Genomic DNA, 17,286 nt, shown 5'->3' with positions numbered 1-17,286 from the left:
CGTGCTCGTCGGCCTGCCGCCGCCGCACACCCCGCCGGACCGGCCGCTCCCGGCGGAACTGGCCGGCGCGAGTTCGCACGGCTACAACTGCCGGTGCGTCGCGGTGCACTTCGGCCTCGACCCGGCGCCGTACGGTGAACTGCCCGCGTGTTCGCTCACCGAAGCCGGGTACCGGCGGCTGCTCGTGAAAGCCGTCCAGATCCAGGAAAAGGCCAAGCGGCTCGCCGCGGCACGGGACATCGCGGGCGCGCACCGGGCCTACGGCCGGATGCGGCAGCTCGCGCGCCAGCTCGACCGGACCGACCTCGAACTGGCCGCCGTCAGCGATCTGGCCACCGTCTGCTATTCGGCGGGAGACCTGCGCAACGCCCGGCAGTGCGCCGAAGCCGTGGTGGCCGCCTTCCGCGTGAGCGCGGCCGCGGCCGTCCACTTCGGACAGTACGCCGAACTGCGGACGATCGAGGGGTCCCGCGAGGTCGCCGAGCGCGTGCTCGTCTCTCTGTCCACTGAGGAGGGTGACGTGCCGCGCGCCCGCGAGCTGATCGCGGGGCAGCGCCGCCGGGCGGCCCAGCGGAAGGCGGCCGGGCCGGGGCAGTACCCGCCCGACCTGCTCGACCCGCACGGCACCGACGAACTGGAGCTGCGCATCCTCGAGGCGCGCGTGCGGGTGACCGCCGGGGACCCGGCAGGCGCACTGGCCGAGATCGACGAGATCCTCACGGCCCTGGCGGGCGTCGACGGGGCCGATGCCCAGGTGGCGGGGCTGCGGGCGATGGCGCTCGCCGAACGCGCCCGGCTCCGCCAGGCCGGCGGCGAGGACGCCGGCGCGCGGGCGGACCTGTTCCGGCTCGGCGCCGGGCACGAAGGCCGGCCGGCGGCCGCGAAGTTCGCCATCGACCTGGCCGCGGACCGCGCGCTGGGCGGCGACCTCCCGGGCGCGGTCGCGGCGATCGTCACCGCCCGCGACGAACTCGCGGCGGCGGGCGCGACCGGCGACGTGGCGGACGCGAGCCACGCGCTCGGCACGCTGCTGCTGCTCGCGGGCGACCCCCGGCAGGCCCGCGACCAGTTCGAGCACGCGGGCAAGCTCTGGACGGCCAACGGGGACACCCCGGGCCGGCGCCGGCTCGACGTCGCGCTGGCCCGCTGCGCCGCGGCCGAGGGCGACTGGGCGACGGCGGAAGAGCACGTGACCCGCGCGCGGGAGTCGGCGCGGGCGGCCGGGGAGTGGACCGAGCGCCTGCACACGGACTTCGTGGCGGCCACGATCGGCTTCGCCCGCGGCGAAGACCTGCGGGCGGTGCTGGACCTGCTCCTCCCGGTGGCGCTGGCGGCGGCGGACTACCGGTTCGAGTTCGCGTCGCCGCAGGCGCGCACGGTCTGGGCGCGTGACGTCGCGGGCCCGGCGACCGAACTGCTGATGGCGGTACTGGCCCGGCTGCAGGAGCCGCGGCTGGCCGCCGAACTGATCGAGCGGACCTGCGCGGTCGGGGCCTACACCGGAGCCGGGGCACCCGCGCTCGACCTGACCGGCTCGGTCCCCGCCCACCCGGTGGCGCCGCCCGCCGCCGGGCTGCCGCTGGCCGCACTGGGCACCGTCACGGCGTCGCTCCCGCTGCGGCTCGCGCCGCCGCCCGCCCTGCGCTGGTCTCCCGGCTCGCCCATGGAGCTCGACCGCTGGCTCGAGGTCGCCGCCGAGCGGTACGGCCTGCCCCGCCCGGCCACCGAAACGGTGGCGACGTGGCCCGCCGCCGATCCCGGCCGCGAGACGTTCCTCCTGCGCTACGCCGACGCCGGGCACACCTACCTCAGCTGGCGGACCACCGGCGACCTCGACACCGTCCACACCCACCCGGTCGACGCCGCCCTGGTCGCGACGGCCCGGGAGTTCCTGGCCGACGCCTCGCCGACGCCGCGCGAAGGCGAGAGCGTCGCCGGCGCCGTCCAGCGGTCGCTCGCGGCCTTCGGCACGCTCGACGGCGAACGACGGCTGGCCCGGATCCTCGCCCTCAACCTGCTGCCCGCCGACCTCGTCGCGCGGCTGCGGGAGGCCGCCGACGGCGGACGGCGCCCGCTGCTGCGCGTGCAGCCGTCACCGAGCCTCGCCGCGGTGCCGTGGGGCCTGCTGGCCCTGCCCGACCGGCGGCCGGACCACGCGCTCGAACCCGGCGCGGAAAGCACCTGCTTCGACGGCGACGACCGCGTCCTCGACATCGCCGACGTCTCCCTGCTCGCCCCGGCCGGGATCCCGCGCCGCCCGCCGGCCCCCGACGGCCCGCCGGTGTACTTCCTCGACCCGCGGATCCCCGGGCAGAGCGCCTTCGGGGAGCTGGGCTCCGTGCTCGGCAAGCAGGACGCGGCGTCGCCGCTGATCCGCCACCTCGACGCGCGGCTCGCCGCCGGCCCGGTCCGCCCGGCCGCCGCACGGGGCCTCGACCTGGTCCGCCGCACCGACACCGACCGGCGGCTGCTCGCCCGGCTGCTGGCCGAGCCGTGTTCGCGGCTGGTGTTCGCCGGGCACGTCAGCCGCGTCCGCGACGAACACGGCGCGCAGACCGCGCTGCACCTGTCCTGCCCGGCCGAGCTGCCCGGCACGGCCGAGCCGATCGGGGCGCACCGGCCGTTCACCGCCGCCGACCTCGCCCTGTCCGAAGTGGACACCATGCCGGCCAGGGTGGCGCTGATCGGCTGCGCCAGCGCGGGCGACTTCGGCCTGCCCGAGCCGTTCGGCGTGCTGCTCGCCGCGGTCGCGGCCGGGGCCCGGCTGGTCGCCGCGACGGTGTGGGCGCTGCCGACGTCGGCCGCGGTACCCGGCGCGGACCCGATGGCCGAACTGCTGATCGCCGTCGACACCGCCCTCGACGGCGACGACCCGGTCACCGAGCTGTGCGCGTGGCAGCGGACCCGGCTCGCCCGATGGCGGGAGCGGCCCGAGCCGGCCCGCTCGCCGGTCTTCTGGGCGGCCCTGACCTGCCTCGACGCCTCCGACGACGGGCAAACCCGGGTTCGGTAGCAGCGTGTCCCGCCGAAGCTGTGAGCACACCGCACAGCGAAGGGCAGGGCCGATGTTCAAGAAGATCCGCGACAAGGTCAACGAGGCGACCCAGCAGGGCGCGGCCCGCGGCGCGCAGGAGTTCCAGCAGCACGCGGAGCAGTTCCGGCGGGCGGCCGCGGCCCAGGGGTACGACATCACCCCGCAGCTGCCGACGCCGCAGCTGGCCGCCCAGGCGTTCCGGAACCTCAACGCCGACCCCGACATGGCCGCGTACCTGGCGCTGCCGATGGAGGAACAGCTGCGCCAGCAGCAGGAACTGCAGGCCTACGGCACCGAACTGCGGCGCCTGTACGACACCGGCGAGCCGGCCACCCTGGTCGTCCGGGCCCTGGAGCCGACCGGCCGGACGGTCGCCGGGCAGGCCCGCTACACCGCGACGCTCGAGGTCACCCGCGCCGACGGCACCACCTACCGGACGGTCACCCCGCTGATCACCCCGCAGGCGACCATCCAGCAGTACGCGCCCGGCACCCGCCACGACGCCCGCCTCGACCCGGCCGACCCGGCGAAGGTCGCCGTGTTCGGCCCGATCGCCTAGGGGGCACGGTGTTCGGGGCTTTCGACCTCGGCCTGCCGGGCGATCGGCGGCCGGTCCGCCGGGGACGGCGGCTGTGGCTGCTCGGGGTGCCCACGACGCTCGCCTGGGCGGCGGTGGGCTGGTCCGGGGCGCTCGGGCTGCTGGACGGTTTCCGGCTGATGTCGCTGAACCGCGTCGACGCGTGGGGGGCCGACGCGGGCCCGGCGGTTTCGCTCGTGCTGTTCTTCAGCGCCGCGATCACGGTGGCGTCGTCGCTCGGCTTCGCGATGCTGTGGGACGGCAGCCTGTCGTTGTCCCACCTCGGGCTCGGCTTCCGGGCGAGCTCGCTGAGCACGGCACTGGGCGTGGCGCTCGGCTCCGGCGTGGCGATCCCGTCGTGGACCCCGCCGGAGTCGGTGGGGCAGCGGCTGCCGTCCCAGGCCGACGGCAAAGCCGTGCCGTGGTCCGATGTGGACTGGGTCGTCTACTACGAGCCGTACCTGGTGCCGTCGGTGGCCGCTTTGGTGGCGCTGGTGCTGATCGTGATGATGCTGCGGTCCTTCCTCACCGAGGCGGAGGCGGACGACCGCGCCGAGGCACTGAGGCAAACCGGCCGCCAGGTGACCGGCCACGTGACGCACGTGGAGTTCACCGACGTCTGGGTCATGGGGCACCCGCGGTTCGTCGTCCACGTCCGGTTCCCGGCGGAGACGGGGGAGCGCACGGTGGTGACGACGATGATCACGCCGCTGTTCCAGGCTCCGGCCCGCGGCTCGTCGGTGCTGGTCCGCTACGACCCCCGGGACCCGGAAGCGGTGCTGGTGGAACCGGATCCGGCGGCGGCGTTCCCCGGTCCGCCGTTCGGCTAGGGCGGGTCCGGCAAACAAACAGGGGTTCAGGTGCACGGACAGGAGTCAGGATGTTCGGTTGGAAGAAGAACCTCGACGATCTGATGGCGCAGCTCAGGCCCGACCTGAGCCGGGAATCGCTCGGCGTCGGACCCGGCTTCCCGGGCGTCGCCCCGAACCCGCTCCTGAGCCGGGATGCCTGGAAGCGCAATGCGGAACTGCGTACGGGGGTGCTTGCGCTCGGCGTTCTCGTCGACTGGCGGGAGGTCAGCAGCGACGGCAGTCCACGCGTGGTCCTGATGTTCGACGTGGAGACCGCCGACGGCCTCTCGTTCCGCGGTATCGCGGACGAAAACCTCACGATCACCGAGCTCACCCGGCTCGCCCCGGGACGGACGTTGCCCGTGCGCTACCGGCCGGCCGTCATGGACCACTACGTCGCCCTTGCCCGGGACGCGGACCCCGCCCACGTGCGGCAGCTCGCCGACGTGATCGCGAGCCGCAAGCGGACCTGACCCGAAGCCATCGGCCGGGTCCCCGGCACTCCCTTCGAGAATCCGGAGCACGTCCATGTCAGCTGCGCCCACCCACCTCGGCCCGGTCGCCCTCGCGCGCGGATTCCTCACCGGCGGCGTCGTCGGAGCGGCCCTGTGCGCGGGCGTCACCGGTGTCGTCATCGAGAGCGTGCCGGTGTTCCTGGCGTGCGTGGGACTTCCGCTCGGCTACGGTCTCCTGCTCTACGTCGCCGGCATACCGCGCCGCGCCCGCGAGGCGGCGGTCGTTCCCCGCGTCGCCCTCGCGAGGATCGAGAGCCTGCGTGCCGGCGGCACCGAGACCGGGGACGTCCCGCTCACCTTGGTCCTGACGGTCGCGCCCGAGGCCGCGCCGTCGTTCCGCGTCGAGGCCACCCACCACGTCAACCTGGTCAACCTCCCGCGCTACCGGGTGGGTGACGTCCTCGTCGTCGAGTACCCACCGGAGCAGCCGTGGCGGACCGAAGTCGTGCCGCACCCGGCGGAGGAGTGGGCGCGCCGGGCGGCGGAGACGGCCGTCCAGTTCGCGCCGGGGTCCACTTTGGTCCAGCGGCCGGCGGAGGGGTGCGGGTTCTCCGTGGTCGTGTTCCTCGGGCTGCTGCTCGGCGCGGCCGCCGTCCTCGGCCTGTTCCGCGCCGAGCTGTTCAGCCCGGAGTCGGTCGCCGAACAGCCGGCCTCGTCGACAGAGTCGTCGTCCACCACGGTGACGTCCGCCTCGGGCGCCGCGACGATCACCGTCGGGCCGGAGCAGTCCTTGCTGGACGCGGGGGCGCTGCGCCGGGCCATCGACGCTCTGGCCGGCGGGGTGGACGGTTCGCAGGTGCTCACCGCCGTCGTCGAGGAACACCGGCTTTCGGTGGTCTTCGCGCCCGCCGATTCCGCCGTCCCGCGGTTCGACCTGCGCGAGGTGCCCGCCGACCGCATCCCGGACCTGGTCGCCCGGGCCACCGGCACCCACGACGTCGGCTCGCCGCGGACCTGGCAGGTCACGATCGTCCGGCTGCCGGCCGCGCTCACGGTCCGAGCGACCGTGACCGGGCCCGGCGGCAGTGCTTCGGTGGCCCTGCCGCCGGGGTGATCGCCTTCAGGCGGTGGCCGCGTCCCGGACCAGTGCGGTGTCGGTGAACTGTTCGAACCGGACGATCAGCCCGCCGCGCACCGTGAAGTGGTGGGCCACCCGGACGTTCAACGCGCGGCCGGTCGCCTGGTGGGTCGCGGTGTAGCGGGCCAGCACGACGACGTTCTCACCGTCGACGACGTAGGTGTCGTCGTGGGCCGCCCAGCCGTCCCAGTCCTGCGCCAGCTTCTCCATGACCCCGCTCGTCACGCCCTCCGGGGTGCGGTAGGTGCCGGCGAGCGGGAACCCGGCCATCTCCGTCCACTCGACGTCCGGGGCCAGGGTCGCCCGCAGCGCGGCGAGGTCGCCCGCGGCGGAGGCGAGGTACTGCCGCCGGACGACGGCGGCGGGCGTGGTGTCGTCGGTCAGCCCCATGTCATTTCGCCCTTCGCGACCTTGGTGCCGAGCGACGCGGCGATCTTCAGCCCGGCGTCCGGGTAGGCGGCCAGCAGGCTTTCCTCGGCCGCCGCGGCGTCGGCCGCGTCCGTGACGGTCTTCTCGAAGAACCGCAGGTATTCGCGGGTGTACCGGATCGCGGTCGGGTCGGTGGGCGCCCCCGCCACGCGGTGACCGGCGGCGACGAAGGCAGGGTCGAGCGCTTCGAGTTCGTCGAGGACGCGGAGCCATTCCGCGCGCTGCCCGGTGCTCGCGGCGTCGGCGGTCCAGACGTGGAGGCCCTCGAACAGGAGCACGCCCCCGAGCAGGGCGCGTTCGCCCGGCTCGAAGACGTACCAGGCGCGGTCGCCCAGAGCCGTGCCGGCACGGCGCACTTCGAGCTCGACCCCGTCCACGGTGACCGACGGCGTGGTCAGCGGCGCGATGTCGACCAGCCGGGTCGGCAGGTTGGCGCCGAGGTGCGCCCACGCGGCCAGCTTCTTCTCGTAGGTCTCGCGGATGTGCTCGATGACGTCGGCCGGCGCGAGGAACGCCGCTTCGGGGAAGGCGTCGGCGATGACCTCGGCGCCGAAGTAGAAGTCCGGGTCGCCGGCGGTGATCAGCACGGTGGTCAGCCGCTTGCCGGAGTCGAGCAGCGCGGCGGCGATCCGGTGCCCGTCGGCCCGGGTGAAGGCCGCGTCCACGACGACGGCCTCGGTCTCGCCGGTGACCAGCACACTGGTCTTGTGCAGCGAGGTGTCGGCGGCGTCGATGACGCGGTAGCTCAGGGAACTCATGGTCAGGTCCTGCTTTCGCGTGTCAGCGGGCAGTGTCAGTGAGAAACGGGGGCGAGGTGGCGGTCGAGGGCGGCGGTCAGCTGCGTGGCCGTGGCCGCCGGGCCGCCCAGCCGCAGCACGCCGGTCCCGGTGTGCAGCAGCAGCGTCGGGTAGGAGGTGACGCCCAGCCGGGCGGCGCGGGTGAAGTCCTGGGCCGCCCCGGTGCGGGCGGTGAACGCGGTCAGCACCGCGTCGGCGGCCAGGCCCAGCAGTCCGGCGATGTGCCGGTAGGTCGAAGCCTCGGACAGGCTCAGCCCGTCGACGTAGAACGCCCGCTGCATGGCTTCCGCGGCGTCCAGCGCCTGCCCGGGCGCGGCGGCGCGCAGCGCGGCGAACCCGGCGGCCGCCGCCGTGGAGTCCATCTCGAAGCGGCCGTCGGCGACGAGGGCGCGGTAACCGGGCCCGAACTCGGCCCCGGTCAGCTCGGCGATGCGCGCGTTGGCGCCGGCCACGTACGGCATGGTGCCGATCGGCGCGACCCGGGCCCCGGTGAACAGGCCGCCGCTGACGACTTCGAGGTCGATCCGCCCGGAGTTCGCGGCGGCGAACTCGCGGATCGCCGGGCCGAAGCCGTGGCACCAGCCACAGTAGGCGTCGAACACGTAGGTCAATCTCGCTTTCATGGTTCTCAGCCTAGGAAGCGGACCTGCGCTTTTCACGGTCGTGGCCGGACGTACCATGGTAAAAATGGGACATCCGCCGCGGGGCAACATCCGGTCTGTCCGGTATGCCCCACCGCCCGGCGTGATCGGGGAGATCGAGCTCACCTCGCTCGCGCGCATGCGGGCCCGCGGCGGTCCGCACGAGTTCGTCGCCCCGCAGCGCCTCGGCTTCGACCTGCTGATCCGGCTCGAGGCGGGCAGCGCCGTGCACACCGTCGACTTCACCGGCTACCCGCTCGGACCCGGCGACGTCGTCTGGGTGCGAGCCGGGCAGGTGCAGCAGTGGGGCGCCATCGAAGGCATCGAGGGCCAGGTCTTCCTGATCGCCCCGGCCGCGATCGACAGCGGTACCCGGGAGCTGATCCGGGCCGCGGAAGTCGCCACCCCGAACCACTGGACCGCCGCCACGATCGCGGGCACCCCGGCGGCCGCCGCCCTCGACGCCGCACTGGCCACCCCCGCGGCCCCGCCGGGCGCGGGCCTCCGCGACGCCGCACTGGCCCGCGCCCTCGCCGCGGCCCTGCTCCTGCTCGTCCTGGCCGGAAAGGAAGGCAGCGGCCACCGCCCGCCGACGCACCAGGCGTTCCTCTGGTTCCGCGACGAGCTCGAGGCGAACTTCCGCACCCGCCACAAGGTCGCCGACTACGCCGCCCGCCTGGGCTACTCGACCCGCACCCTCAACCGCCTGGCCCGCGACAACACCGGCCTGTCCGCCAAGCAGCTCATCGACGAACGCGTCGTGCTCGAAGCCAAGCGCCTCCTCGCCCACGGGCACGACACGATCGCCCGCACCGCCGAACACCTCGGCTTCGACGACCCGTCCAACTTCTCCAAGTACTTCCTGTACCGCACGGGCACGACACCGGCGAGCTTCCGGGACCGCGTCAGGCCACAAAGCTGAGGCGCCGGGTCTCGTGGACGCCGTTCTTCCGGTTCTCCGCCGCGGAAGCAGCCACCGGCCCACCCGAACGGAGGCAGCCCGACCTGGTGGCGCCTTCTCGTACCGTCGATCACGAGCAGGCTCGTCGACCGCGAGCGCCCCAAGGCCACCTTGGGTGCGTTGGACGCACCGAAGGCCACCTTGGGTGCGTTGGACGCACCGAAGGCCACATTGGGGCGCTTGGAGCCTGCCGGGGCGGACGGGCCCGCGCCGCACCGGGCGGTGCCGCGCTGTACGCGCAGGAGGGAGCGGTGGAGCTGCCGCGAACGCCCGGGAACGGTTTCCGGCGTCGGCGAAAACCGTTCCCGGAACCGGCGGGCTCGTGGCCTGCCGCTGCCTTCAGGGAGTCAGGTCGAACCAGTGGACGCGGGCCGGCAAACCCCGGCGCCGGAACGCGGTCCGGTGCGGTTCCTGGCCGGCCGGCAAGCGGACCGATCGCGCGCCCAGGTCCTGGACGATGTTCGCCGCGACGGAGGAGAGCAGTTGCTCTTCGGCGAGCCGGGCCGGTGCCGAAGGTTCTTCCGGGCGGCTCCCCGGCTTCAGGTACACGACGATGCCGCACCCCTCGGCCGTGATGGTCGTCAAGGCGGAGTCCAGCCGGCGCCGGCACTCGCAGCGCGGCCATCCGGGCACGTCGCCGGCCGGGCACTCGCGGTGGACGTACACCGGAACGTCGTCGGCTCCGGCCGGGGTGCCGGTGACCAGGGCGAGGTGTTCCGCTCCGTCGAACGCGCCGGCGTAACCGATCGCGTGCATCGTGTCCGTGCGTGCGGGCCACCCGGTGGTGGCGCGCCGCGTCACGAGGGGGTCGAGGCTCAACCGGTGGGCGATCAGGTCGCCGAGCGACACCACGGCGAGGCCGTGGGCCCCGGCGAACCCGGTGAGCTCGGCCGGGGCGGCGAGCTCGGTGGGCCGGCTGAGCCCGACCATCGCGGCGAAGAGGGCCGCCGGGCGTCTTCCGGCCGCCCGGGCCAGGTCTGCCGCGGCTTCGGCCACCCCCCGGCGCCGGAGCACGCCACCGGCGGCGTGGCGCACCGGAATCAGGTGACCGGGACGGGTGAAATCGCTTCCGGACGAGTCCGCGCTCGCCAGCAAGGCCGCGGTGCGAGCCCGGTCGTGAGCCGAGATTCCCGTGGTGATGCCGGTCGCCGCGTCCACCGTGACGCACGCTTCGAACCGCGGCGGCGCGTGGCCGGCGGCGGACATCGGGGGCAGCCCCAGCCGGTCGCACTCCGAACCGGGGAGGGAGACGCACAGCAGCCCGGACGAGTGGCGGACCAGGAAGGCGGTCACCCGGGTGGTGACGGATTCCGCGGCGGCCACGAGGAAACCGGCCGGTTCCGGTGCGTGGTCGTCGACGAGCACGACCGGTTCGCCTGCGGTCACGGCGGCGAGTGCCCGGTCGATCGGGGACTCGGTCGCCGCTCGGGCGGGGGTGAGCCGGAGGCTCATGACGTTCCCACGGCGAGCTCGTCGTTCTCCAGGCGGCGGAACCGGCTGCCGTGGAAGACCAGCGGCGGGACGTCGGGGTTCGCGTGCACCCCGTGGACCGCCAGCAGCACGACGGTGTGGTCGCCGGCCGGCACCTCCGCCTGGATCGCACAGTCGAACCAGGCGGAGGCACCGAGGACGAAGAGCGCGCCGTCATCGCTCGTCTGCCATTCCAGCCCGGCGAACCGGTCGCCGGTCTTCATGGCCAGCCGCCGGCCCGCCGCGGTCTGGTGCTCGGCCAGGACACTGAGCCCGAGCCGCGGGGACGCCCGCAGCTTCGGCCAGGTGGCCGAGGTGTTCTGCACGCACACCGACAACAGTGCGGGGTCCAAGGACACCGAGGTGAACGAGCTGACGGCCATCCCGGCCGGTTCGCCGCCGGACACCGCGCACATCGCCGTCACCCCGCTGGGAAAGCAGGCGAAGGCCTGGCGCAGGACCGTCGCACGGTCTTCGGTCGATGGGACGATGATCACGGAAGCCTCCCCAGGCTCGGCTGCGTGGCAGATCGTCGTCACCTCTGCGCTACACGTCGATCGCCTTCTCGATGGGGGTCTTGCCGCCGACCACCACGTAGATGCGGCCGGCGGTGTCGGGCCGGTCGATGAGCGCCACGAGTACCGCGGCGACGTCTTCCCTGGCGACCTGGTCGAACCTGGCGCGCTTCGGCCCGATCCGGTCCCCGGCGGTGAGCTTGACGGTGCCGTCGCCGTCGCCGTCGGTGAGCACGCCGGGCCGCAGGACCGTCCAATCGAGCTTGTCGCGCTCGAAGATGTGCTCTTCGGCGGCGCGCTTGGCGCGCAGGTAGACGGCGTACCCCTCACCGATGCCGCGGTCGTCGGCGCAGCCCACGTTGATCGAGCTGACGTGCAGGAACCGGCGCACGCCTGCCTGTTCCGCCGCGTCCATGACCAGCACGACGGCGGCCCGGTCCATCCGGTCCCGGCGGGCGGCGGTGGCGGCGTTGCCCGAGCCCGCCGAGAAGACGGCAACGTCCGCGCCGGCGAGGGTCGCGGCCACTTCGTCCACTGTGGCGTGCTCGAGATCGAGCACCACGGCTTCCCCGCCGGCTCGTTCGACGTCGCCGACGTGGCGGGGGTTGCGCACGATGCCCACGACGGAGTCGCCGCGCCCGGCGAGCTGCCGGGTCAGCCGCAGGGCGATCTTGCCGTGGCCCCCGGCGATGACAATCTTCATCCGATTTCCTTTTCTCCCCATTGCTGGCAGTCTTCGAGCGAGGCGGTGGAACGGTGGAGCCCGGCACGAAACGCCGCCGCCGACGGGAATCCTCGTTGACCCCGCGCGTCGGATTCGGTTACGAGCAGCTGCCCCAAAAGCTGTGCCGTGACAAGTGATCAGCGGACGGACGACACCGAAGCGATCGCAAGTGATCTTCGTCCGGTGGCGGACGAAATTAGTCAACCACCGGTCGCACCTTTCGGTCAATCGGGGTCGGCGTCATTGTCGCGGGGGTCGAGGTCGAGCTGGGCCTGCGCGGCGAGCGACCACAGATAGCTGAGCGGCTCGCCATCGGGTTCGTCGGTGTACTCGGCGATCAGTTCCTGGATCCGGCGGTGGAGCGACTCGACGGACTCGGGCCGCAACCGCAGGACGCCCCGCTTGGCGCCACGGCCGGAGTCCTTGCCCGCGGCGATCAGCTCGGCGCGGTGGGCGCCGAGCACGGCCAGGTCGACCTGCTGGGCCAGGCCCGAGTCGTCGGGCATGATCGTCAGGCCCCAGGTGCGTGCGGTGGCGCGGTAGGGCCGCTGCAGTGCGCCGTTCTCGCCGGTGCAAACCGGCTCGGCGACCAGGAAGTTCGTCTTCACCAGGGCGCGGATGTGGCGCAGCGTGGTTGCCGGAGAAAGATCAAGTTCGACCGACAGCTGCTTGTTGGTCAACGCGCGGTCCAGGCACAGCCGCAGGATGCGCCAGCGGACCGGGTGTCCGAGCGCCTTGAGTTCTTCGACAGTCGCTTCCACGCCCCGCACTGTACCTTGCCAAGCCGCCATCGGTTTGCTTGACTGTTATCGATATCATTCTGTGCAATCAGTTGGAGGTCCGGTGATCGAGCAGCTCCGGGAGTGGGTTGACGACCGGGATCTGGTCGGTGAGCTGGCGGACTGGATCTCCCGGCCGAGCGTGAGCCGGACCGGCGAAGGCATGGCGGAGGCCGCGGACCACGGTCTCGGGCTGCTCCGCGCGTCGGGCCTGGAGGCGCGCGAAGCCGAGACCGGTGGCTGGCCCGCGCTGATCGGGACGGCGGACGGGCCGGGGCCGCACGTGCTGATCTACGGCCACTACGACGTGCAGCCGGCCGGGCCGCTCGAGCTGTGGACGACGCCGCCGTTCGTGCCGTCGATCCGTGACGGCCGGATGTACGGGCGGGGCACGGGCGACAACAAGGGGCAGAACCTCGCGCAACTGCTGGGGCTGCGGGCCCTGCGGGACCTGACCGGCGGCTTTCCCTGTCGTGTCACGGTGTTGCTCGACGGCGAAGAAGAGATCGGCAGCCCCAACCTGGCCGCGGCCGTGAGCCAGGTCGGGCAGCCCGATCTGGTCGTCTGGAGCGACGGGCCGGTGCACGACTCGGGCCGGGCGTGCGTGGTCCTCGGCATGCGCGGGATCCTGATGTTCGAACTGCGGGCGCGGGGCGCGAACCGGCCGCTGCACTCGGGACACTGGGGTGGCGTCGCACCGAACCCGGCGTGGGCGCTGGTCCAGCTGCTGGCCACCATGCGGACGGCGGACGGGACCGTGACCGTGCCCGGGTTCGCCGACGACGTCGCGCCGTTGAGCGATGGCCAGCGCGCCGCACTGGCGGATCTCCCGGTGGACGTGGCCGGAACGCTCGAAGGGATCGGGGCGACCGGTATGGAACCACCGGCCGGGCTGGGCTTCCACGAACGCCTGGCCGTGCCCACGCTGACCGTGAACTCGTTGAGCTGCGAGGATTCCGGCGACCACCGCGCGGTGATCCCGGACGTCGCCATCGCCCGGTGCGAGGCCCGGCTGGTCGCCGGCCAGACGCCGGCCCAGGTCGCCGAAGCCATCCGGCGGCACGTCGCGAAGTACGCTCCCGATGTCGAGTTCGTGCCCGACGCGGCGGTGGCCCCGTCCAGCACACTGCCCGAAACGCCGTACACGGGCACGATTCTCCAGGCGGTCGAAGACGCGCTCGGGCAACGGCCGCTGCTGGTTCCGTCGCTCGGCGGGAGCCTGCCGATCGCCGTGCTCAGCGAGGGGCTCGCCTGTCCGTGTTACGGCGTGCCGCTGGCCAACGCCGACGAGGCCAACCACGCCCCCAACGAGAACCTCGACCTCGACCTGTTCCACCGGGGGATCGTTGCCGCGGCGACGATCCAGCTCGCGCTGGCGGCGCACTCATGAGCGTCTGGGGTGCTTGGCCCGCGAAGGACGGCTTCGCCTACGTCGGCGACGAATCCGGCCGGCCGCAGCCGTGGTTCCAGACCTGGGCGGGGGAGCGGCGGATGTTCCCGATCGACGGTGCGGTCACCCGGCTGGCGTGGCGGCCCGACGAGTCACGCCTCCTGGTCGTGGCGGACGTGACCGGCGGCCAGGACTACCGGCTGGCCGAACTCGATCCGGTGTCCGGCGAGGTGGAGTGGATCGCGGCGGAACCCGGTGTCCGGCGCGAAATCGGCGTGCCGTATTCGAGTGTGAGCCAGCCGTACAGCCCGGACGGCCGCCTGCTCGCCTACGCGACCAGCGCGCGTGACGTCACCTGTCTGGACGTCTACGTGCGGGACCTGGCGACCGGTGAGTCCAAGATGGTCCTGGAGGGTGACGACCGGTATGTGCCCATGTTCTTCTCACCGGACTCCCGGTACCTGCTCGTCCTCAAGTTCCACCAGAACACCGACCAGGACCTCTACGCCTGCGACCTCGAGACCGGCGAGGTCCGGCACCTCACCCCGCACGACGGTCCGGCGAAGTACCAGCCGGGGGGGTGGAACGAGGACGGGATTTACCTGTGCACCACCGAGGGCCGCGACTTCCTCGGGGTCGCTCTGCTGGTCCCCGGCCGGCCGCTGAAGTGGATCGCCACGCCGGACGCCGACGTGGAGAACGTGATCGTGGGTCCGCAGGTCTTCTGGGCGCTGCCGCAGGACCAGTGCACGATCCTGTGTACGGCCGAGACCGCGATCGAACTGCCCGGATTCGCCTCCCAGCCGTTCGGCTACGACGGCTACGTGCCGCGATTCGCCGGAGACCGGCTGCTCGTCCAGGTCGGCGCCGGCGACCGGGCGACCGAGTTCCTGCTGGTGGACCCGGCCTCCGGGGAGAGGCGCCTGCTCACCGGCTTCAGCGACGCACTGCCGGACGACCTCGTCGCGCCGCAGACGGTCTGGTTCACCGGGCGGGACGGGACGGCGATCTCCGGGCTGCTGTACCGCCCGCGTTCGACGGCGGGTCCCGTGCCCGCGGTGCTGAGCATCCACGGCGGGCCGGAGTGGGCCGCGCTGCCGGTCCACGACCCGCTGACCCAGCGTCTGGTGCGCGCCGGAATCGCCGTGCTGACGCCCAACGTGCGGGGGTCGACCGGACGGGGGCTGGCCTACCAGCGGCTGATCTACCGCGACTGGGGCGGCGGCGACCTGGCCGATTTCGAGGCGGCCGCGGGTTTTCTCCGAAGCCTGGACTGGGTGGACGGCGACCGGCTCGGTGTCTACGGGATTTCCTACGGCGGGTTCGCGGCGCTGAGCTGCCTGACGAGGCTGCCGGAGTACTGGCGGGCCGGGGTCGCGATCTGCGGGCCGGCCGACCTCGAAGAGGACGTCCGGGCCCTGCCGCCGACGTGGAGCCGGCGGGTCGTGGAGTGGATCGGGGACGTCGACGACCCCGAGGACCTGGCGCGGCTGAAGGCGACGAGCCCGCTGACCCACGCGGCGGCCATCCGGGCGCCGCTGCTGCTGGCTCATGCGGAAAACGACACCACGGTCGTCATCAACGGCACCGAGCAGCTGTACGCGACGCTGACCGGGCTGGGCAAGACCGTGCGGTTCATCCGCCTTTCCCGCGGTCATCTCCCGGATGACCGAGCTGAATGGGACGAACTCGACGCCGCGGTCGAGCAGTGGTTCCGCGGTTATCTCGAGCCGCGTCCCGCCGATGTCGAACAGCTGTCGAACGCCGCCAGTTCACCCTGAATACAACCGAGGGAGTCACACATTCACTAAATAGCTGGCGCCAGCGCCTGTGGTAGTGAGAAGATTACTCTCGGCACCGCGCTGTCCCGGCTCGCCGGACGCCGGCGTCACCCCGTGGGTCCGCAATGTCGCGGTTTCCCTTCTGGTTCTCGATCATTCGCTGTCCATTGAGGACAAAACCGTGATTTCACGCTGCCCGAAAATTTCGTCGACCAGCTCGGCCCGAAGAAACCACACTCAGAAAGGATAGGCACACAAAATGCCTCCTGCAGTCGCCGGCGTCGAGACGCCGTCCCGCCGACGCCTCGGCTGGATCCTGGCCCTGCTGGCTTTTGCCCAGTGCATTTACGCCATCGACTACAGCATCGTTTTCGTGGCCCTGCCCGACATCGGTACCGGCGTCGGCTTCTCCGCGCACACCCTCCAGTGGGTGGTCAGCGCCTATGCCGTCGCCTTCGGTGGCTTCCTGCTGCTCGGCGGCCGTGCGGCGGACCTGTTCGGACGCCGCCGGATGTTCGCTTTCGGCCTGTTCCTGTACGCGGCTTCCTCGCTCGCCGGAGGGCTCGCGGACGACCCGGTGGTCCTGATCGTCGCGCGTGCGGTGCAGGGTATCGGTGGCGCTTTCCTCGCTCCCGCAACGCTTTCGCTGGTCACCACCACCTTCGCGGAAGGTCCCGAGCGCAACCGCGCGCTGGCGATCTGGGGCGGGGCCGGTGGCAGCGGCATGATTCTCGGTTCGCTGCTCGGTGGCGTGCTGACGGGCGCCTTCGGCTGGGCGTCGATCTTCTTCGCCAACGTCCCGCTCGCCGGTGGTGCCATGCTGCTCACCTTCCTCATCATCCCGAAGGACACCGACCAGGGGATCGTCCGGCGCAAGTTCGACCTGCCCGGTGCGCTGACCGCGACCGTGGGTGCGACGCTGCTGGTGTTCACCCTCGTCCAGGGACCGGTGTCGGGCTGGACTTCGCCGACGATCCTGCTCACCGCGGCCATCGCGGTGGCCGTGCTCGGCGTGTTCTTCACCATCGAGGGCCGCGGCCGCGACCCGCTGTTGCCGCTTCGCCTGTTCCGCAACCGCAACCTGAGCACCGGCACCGTCGTCGTCTTCGTGTTCATGGGGACGTTCGGTGCGCTGCCCTACTTCTACACCGTCTACTTCCAGGCCGTGCTCGGCTACTCCGCAACGCTCAGCGGTCTGGCGTTCCTCGTACCCTGCGTGGGGGTGCTCATCGGCAACCTGTCCGGCGGGAAGCTGGCCACCCGGTTGGGGGTGCGCACCACGCTGATCGTCGCGCTCCTCACCGGTGCCGTCGGAACCGTGGCCTTCGCGGTCACCATCTCGGCGACCGGTTCGTACCTGGCGCTGGTGCCGGGGGTCTTCGTCCTCAGCATCGGTCAGGGCACCGTGTTCACCGCGATGTACGCGGCGGCGACCACCGGGGTCGCGGAAGAGGAGCAGGGCATCGCCTCGGGCATCGCCTCGACCGGCCAGCAGGTCGGCGCCGCGGTCGGCCTCGCCGTCCTGGTGGCGGTCTTCAACTCCGGTCACGACGGGCTGGCCGGTGAGGCGCTGCGTGCCGCCACCGCCGACGGTCTGCGCACCACCATGTGGGTCACCGTGGCCGGCATCGTGCTCATCGTGCTGGTCGCGCTGAACTTCAGGCGGACCCCGGCGGCTCCGGCCGCCGAGCCCGAGAAGCAGGTCGACATGAACCCCGCCGTCTGACCCGGAAAATCAGACATA

Annotated in this window: 16 protein-coding genes; 9 read left to right on the top strand and 7 right to left on the bottom strand. The window is 72.6% G+C overall.

Translation table 11 applies throughout. The features are described from left to right. Position 1 precedes the first annotated feature (1 nt). The 5 genes from ACLJQE_RS08315 to ACLJQE_RS08295 are packed head-to-tail and all read left to right on the top strand — an operon-like array spanning position 2 to position 6,031. Positions 2-3,013 (top strand): hypothetical protein, encoded by a 3,012-nt coding sequence (locus ACLJQE_RS08315; RefSeq protein WP_410638555.1) that lies wholly within the window; start codon positions 2-4, stop codon positions 3,011-3,013. Between the two features lie 52 nt (positions 3,014-3,065). Beyond that, complete coding sequence (locus ACLJQE_RS08310; protein ID WP_410638554.1) at positions 3,066-3,593, top strand: hypothetical protein; 528 nt, start codon at positions 3,066-3,068, stop codon at positions 3,591-3,593. A gap of 8 nt (positions 3,594-3,601) precedes the next feature. Further along, positions 3,602-4,441, top strand: coding sequence for a DUF3592 domain-containing protein (locus ACLJQE_RS08305; RefSeq protein ID WP_410638553.1), 840 nt, complete (start codon positions 3,602-3,604; stop codon positions 4,439-4,441). A 50-nt stretch (positions 4,442-4,491) separates the two neighbouring features. Then, the gene (locus tag ACLJQE_RS08300) at positions 4,492-4,935 is read left to right on the top strand and encodes a hypothetical protein (RefSeq protein WP_410638552.1); all 444 of its coding nucleotides are present in this window, start codon (positions 4,492-4,494) and stop codon (positions 4,933-4,935) included. 55 nt (positions 4,936-4,990) lie between these two features. Then, the gene (locus tag ACLJQE_RS08295; protein ID WP_410638551.1) at positions 4,991-6,031 is read left to right on the top strand and encodes a hypothetical protein; all 1,041 of its coding nucleotides are present in this window, start codon (positions 4,991-4,993) and stop codon (positions 6,029-6,031) included. Between the two features lie 6 nt (positions 6,032-6,037). On the opposite strand, the gene ACLJQE_RS08290 is transcribed toward ACLJQE_RS08295, so the two are convergent. Genes ACLJQE_RS08290 through ACLJQE_RS08280 form a run of 3 tightly spaced genes read right to left on the bottom strand, consistent with a single transcriptional unit; the run spans position 6,038 to position 7,904 of the window. Beyond that, the gene (locus ACLJQE_RS08290; protein WP_410638550.1) at positions 6,038-6,445 is read right to left on the bottom strand and encodes a nuclear transport factor 2 family protein; all 408 of its coding nucleotides are present in this window, start codon (positions 6,443-6,445) and stop codon (positions 6,038-6,040) included. After that, the gene (locus tag ACLJQE_RS08285; RefSeq protein ID WP_410638549.1) at positions 6,436-7,242 is read right to left on the bottom strand and encodes an MBL fold metallo-hydrolase; all 807 of its coding nucleotides are present in this window, start codon (positions 7,240-7,242) and stop codon (positions 6,436-6,438) included. Before ACLJQE_RS08285 ends, ACLJQE_RS08290 begins: the two co-directional genes overlap by 10 nt. Positions 7,243-7,277: 35 nt before the next feature. Further along, positions 7,278-7,904 carry a DsbA family protein gene (locus tag ACLJQE_RS08280; RefSeq protein WP_410638548.1) on the bottom strand — a complete coding sequence of 209 codons (627 nt, stop codon included), beginning with the start codon at positions 7,902-7,904 and terminating at the stop codon, positions 7,278-7,280. A 64-nt stretch (positions 7,905-7,968) separates the two neighbouring features. On the opposite strand from ACLJQE_RS08280, the gene ACLJQE_RS08275 reads away from it, so the two are divergent. Beyond that, the gene (locus ACLJQE_RS08275) at positions 7,969-8,844 is read left to right on the top strand and encodes a helix-turn-helix domain-containing protein (RefSeq protein WP_410638547.1); all 876 of its coding nucleotides are present in this window, start codon (positions 7,969-7,971) and stop codon (positions 8,842-8,844) included. A 378-nt stretch (positions 8,845-9,222) separates the two neighbouring features. On the opposite strand, the gene ACLJQE_RS08270 is transcribed toward ACLJQE_RS08275, so the two are convergent. From ACLJQE_RS08270 to ACLJQE_RS08255, 4 genes are all read right to left on the bottom strand, one after another. Next, positions 9,223-10,335 carry a 3,4-dihydroxy-2-butanone-4-phosphate synthase gene (locus tag ACLJQE_RS08270; RefSeq protein WP_410638546.1) on the bottom strand — a complete coding sequence of 371 codons (1,113 nt, stop codon included), beginning with the start codon at positions 10,333-10,335 and terminating at the stop codon, positions 9,223-9,225. Beyond that, positions 10,332-10,850, bottom strand: coding sequence for a flavin reductase family protein (locus tag ACLJQE_RS08265; protein ID WP_410638545.1), 519 nt, complete (start codon positions 10,848-10,850; stop codon positions 10,332-10,334). Before ACLJQE_RS08265 ends, ACLJQE_RS08270 begins: the two co-directional genes overlap by 4 nt. 49 nt (positions 10,851-10,899) lie before the next feature. Then, positions 10,900-11,571: an NAD(P)H-binding protein gene (locus ACLJQE_RS08260; RefSeq protein ID WP_410638544.1), complete on the bottom strand. Its 672-nt coding sequence runs from the start codon at positions 11,569-11,571 to the stop codon at positions 10,900-10,902. A gap of 245 nt (positions 11,572-11,816) precedes the next feature. Further along, positions 11,817-12,353: an ArsR/SmtB family transcription factor gene (locus tag ACLJQE_RS08255; protein ID WP_410638543.1), complete on the bottom strand. Its 537-nt coding sequence runs from the start codon at positions 12,351-12,353 to the stop codon at positions 11,817-11,819. Between the two features lie 82 nt (positions 12,354-12,435). Here ACLJQE_RS08255 and ACLJQE_RS08250 point away from each other — a divergent pair, with 82 nt between their 5' ends. The 3 genes from ACLJQE_RS08250 (at position 12,436) to ACLJQE_RS08240 (ending at position 17,268) form a co-directional block, all read left to right on the top strand. Further along, positions 12,436-13,761, top strand: a complete 1,326-nt coding sequence (locus ACLJQE_RS08250) for a M20/M25/M40 family metallo-hydrolase (RefSeq protein WP_410638542.1) — start codon at positions 12,436-12,438, stop codon at positions 13,759-13,761. Then, positions 13,758-15,542 (top strand): S9 family peptidase, encoded by a 1,785-nt coding sequence (locus ACLJQE_RS08245; protein ID WP_410638540.1) that lies wholly within the window; start codon positions 13,758-13,760, stop codon positions 15,540-15,542. The genes ACLJQE_RS08250 and ACLJQE_RS08245 overlap by 4 nt, the downstream gene beginning before the upstream one ends. 259 nt (positions 15,543-15,801) lie before the next feature. Further along, on the top strand, positions 15,802-17,268 hold the full coding sequence (locus tag ACLJQE_RS08240) for an MFS transporter (protein WP_410638538.1): 1,467 nt from the start codon (positions 15,802-15,804) through the stop codon (positions 17,266-17,268). Positions 17,269-17,286 lie beyond the last annotated feature (18 nt).

Origin of the sequence: Amycolatopsis sp. lyj-346 (assembly GCF_046548975.1) — a bacterium.
GTDB lineage: Bacteria > Actinomycetota > Actinomycetes > Mycobacteriales > Pseudonocardiaceae > Amycolatopsis.
The sequence above is the reverse complement of the archived record's forward strand: the minus strand, read 5'-3'. Positions and strand labels throughout refer to the sequence as shown.

Bases quoted from the DNA above. Each gene is read 5' to 3' on its own strand.
- ACLJQE_RS08290 (WP_410638550.1), bottom strand. From the start codon at position 6,445: ATGGGGCTGACCGACGACACCACGCCCGCCGCCGTCGTCCGGCGGCAG.
- ACLJQE_RS08275 (WP_410638547.1), top strand. From the start codon at position 7,969: ATGGGACATCCGCCGCGGGGCAACATCCGGTCTGTCCGGTATGCCCCA.
- ACLJQE_RS08295 (WP_410638551.1), top strand. From the start codon at position 4,991: ATGTCAGCTGCGCCCACCCACCTCGGCCCGGTCGCCCTCGCGCGCGGA.
- ACLJQE_RS08280 (WP_410638548.1), bottom strand. From the start codon at position 7,904: ATGAAAGCGAGATTGACCTACGTGTTCGACGCCTACTGTGGCTGGTGC.
- ACLJQE_RS08245 (WP_410638540.1), top strand. From the start codon at position 13,758: ATGAGCGTCTGGGGTGCTTGGCCCGCGAAGGACGGCTTCGCCTACGTC.
- ACLJQE_RS08310 (WP_410638554.1), top strand. From the start codon at position 3,066: ATGTTCAAGAAGATCCGCGACAAGGTCAACGAGGCGACCCAGCAGGGC.
- ACLJQE_RS08240 (WP_410638538.1), top strand. From the start codon at position 15,802: ATGCCTCCTGCAGTCGCCGGCGTCGAGACGCCGTCCCGCCGACGCCTC.
- ACLJQE_RS08260 (WP_410638544.1), bottom strand. From the start codon at position 11,571: ATGAAGATTGTCATCGCCGGGGGCCACGGCAAGATCGCCCTGCGGCTG.
- ACLJQE_RS08300 (WP_410638552.1), top strand. From the start codon at position 4,492: ATGTTCGGTTGGAAGAAGAACCTCGACGATCTGATGGCGCAGCTCAGG.
- ACLJQE_RS08285 (WP_410638549.1), bottom strand. From the start codon at position 7,242: ATGAGTTCCCTGAGCTACCGCGTCATCGACGCCGCCGACACCTCGCTG.
- ACLJQE_RS08270 (WP_410638546.1), bottom strand. From the start codon at position 10,335: ATGAGCCTCCGGCTCACCCCCGCCCGAGCGGCGACCGAGTCCCCGATC.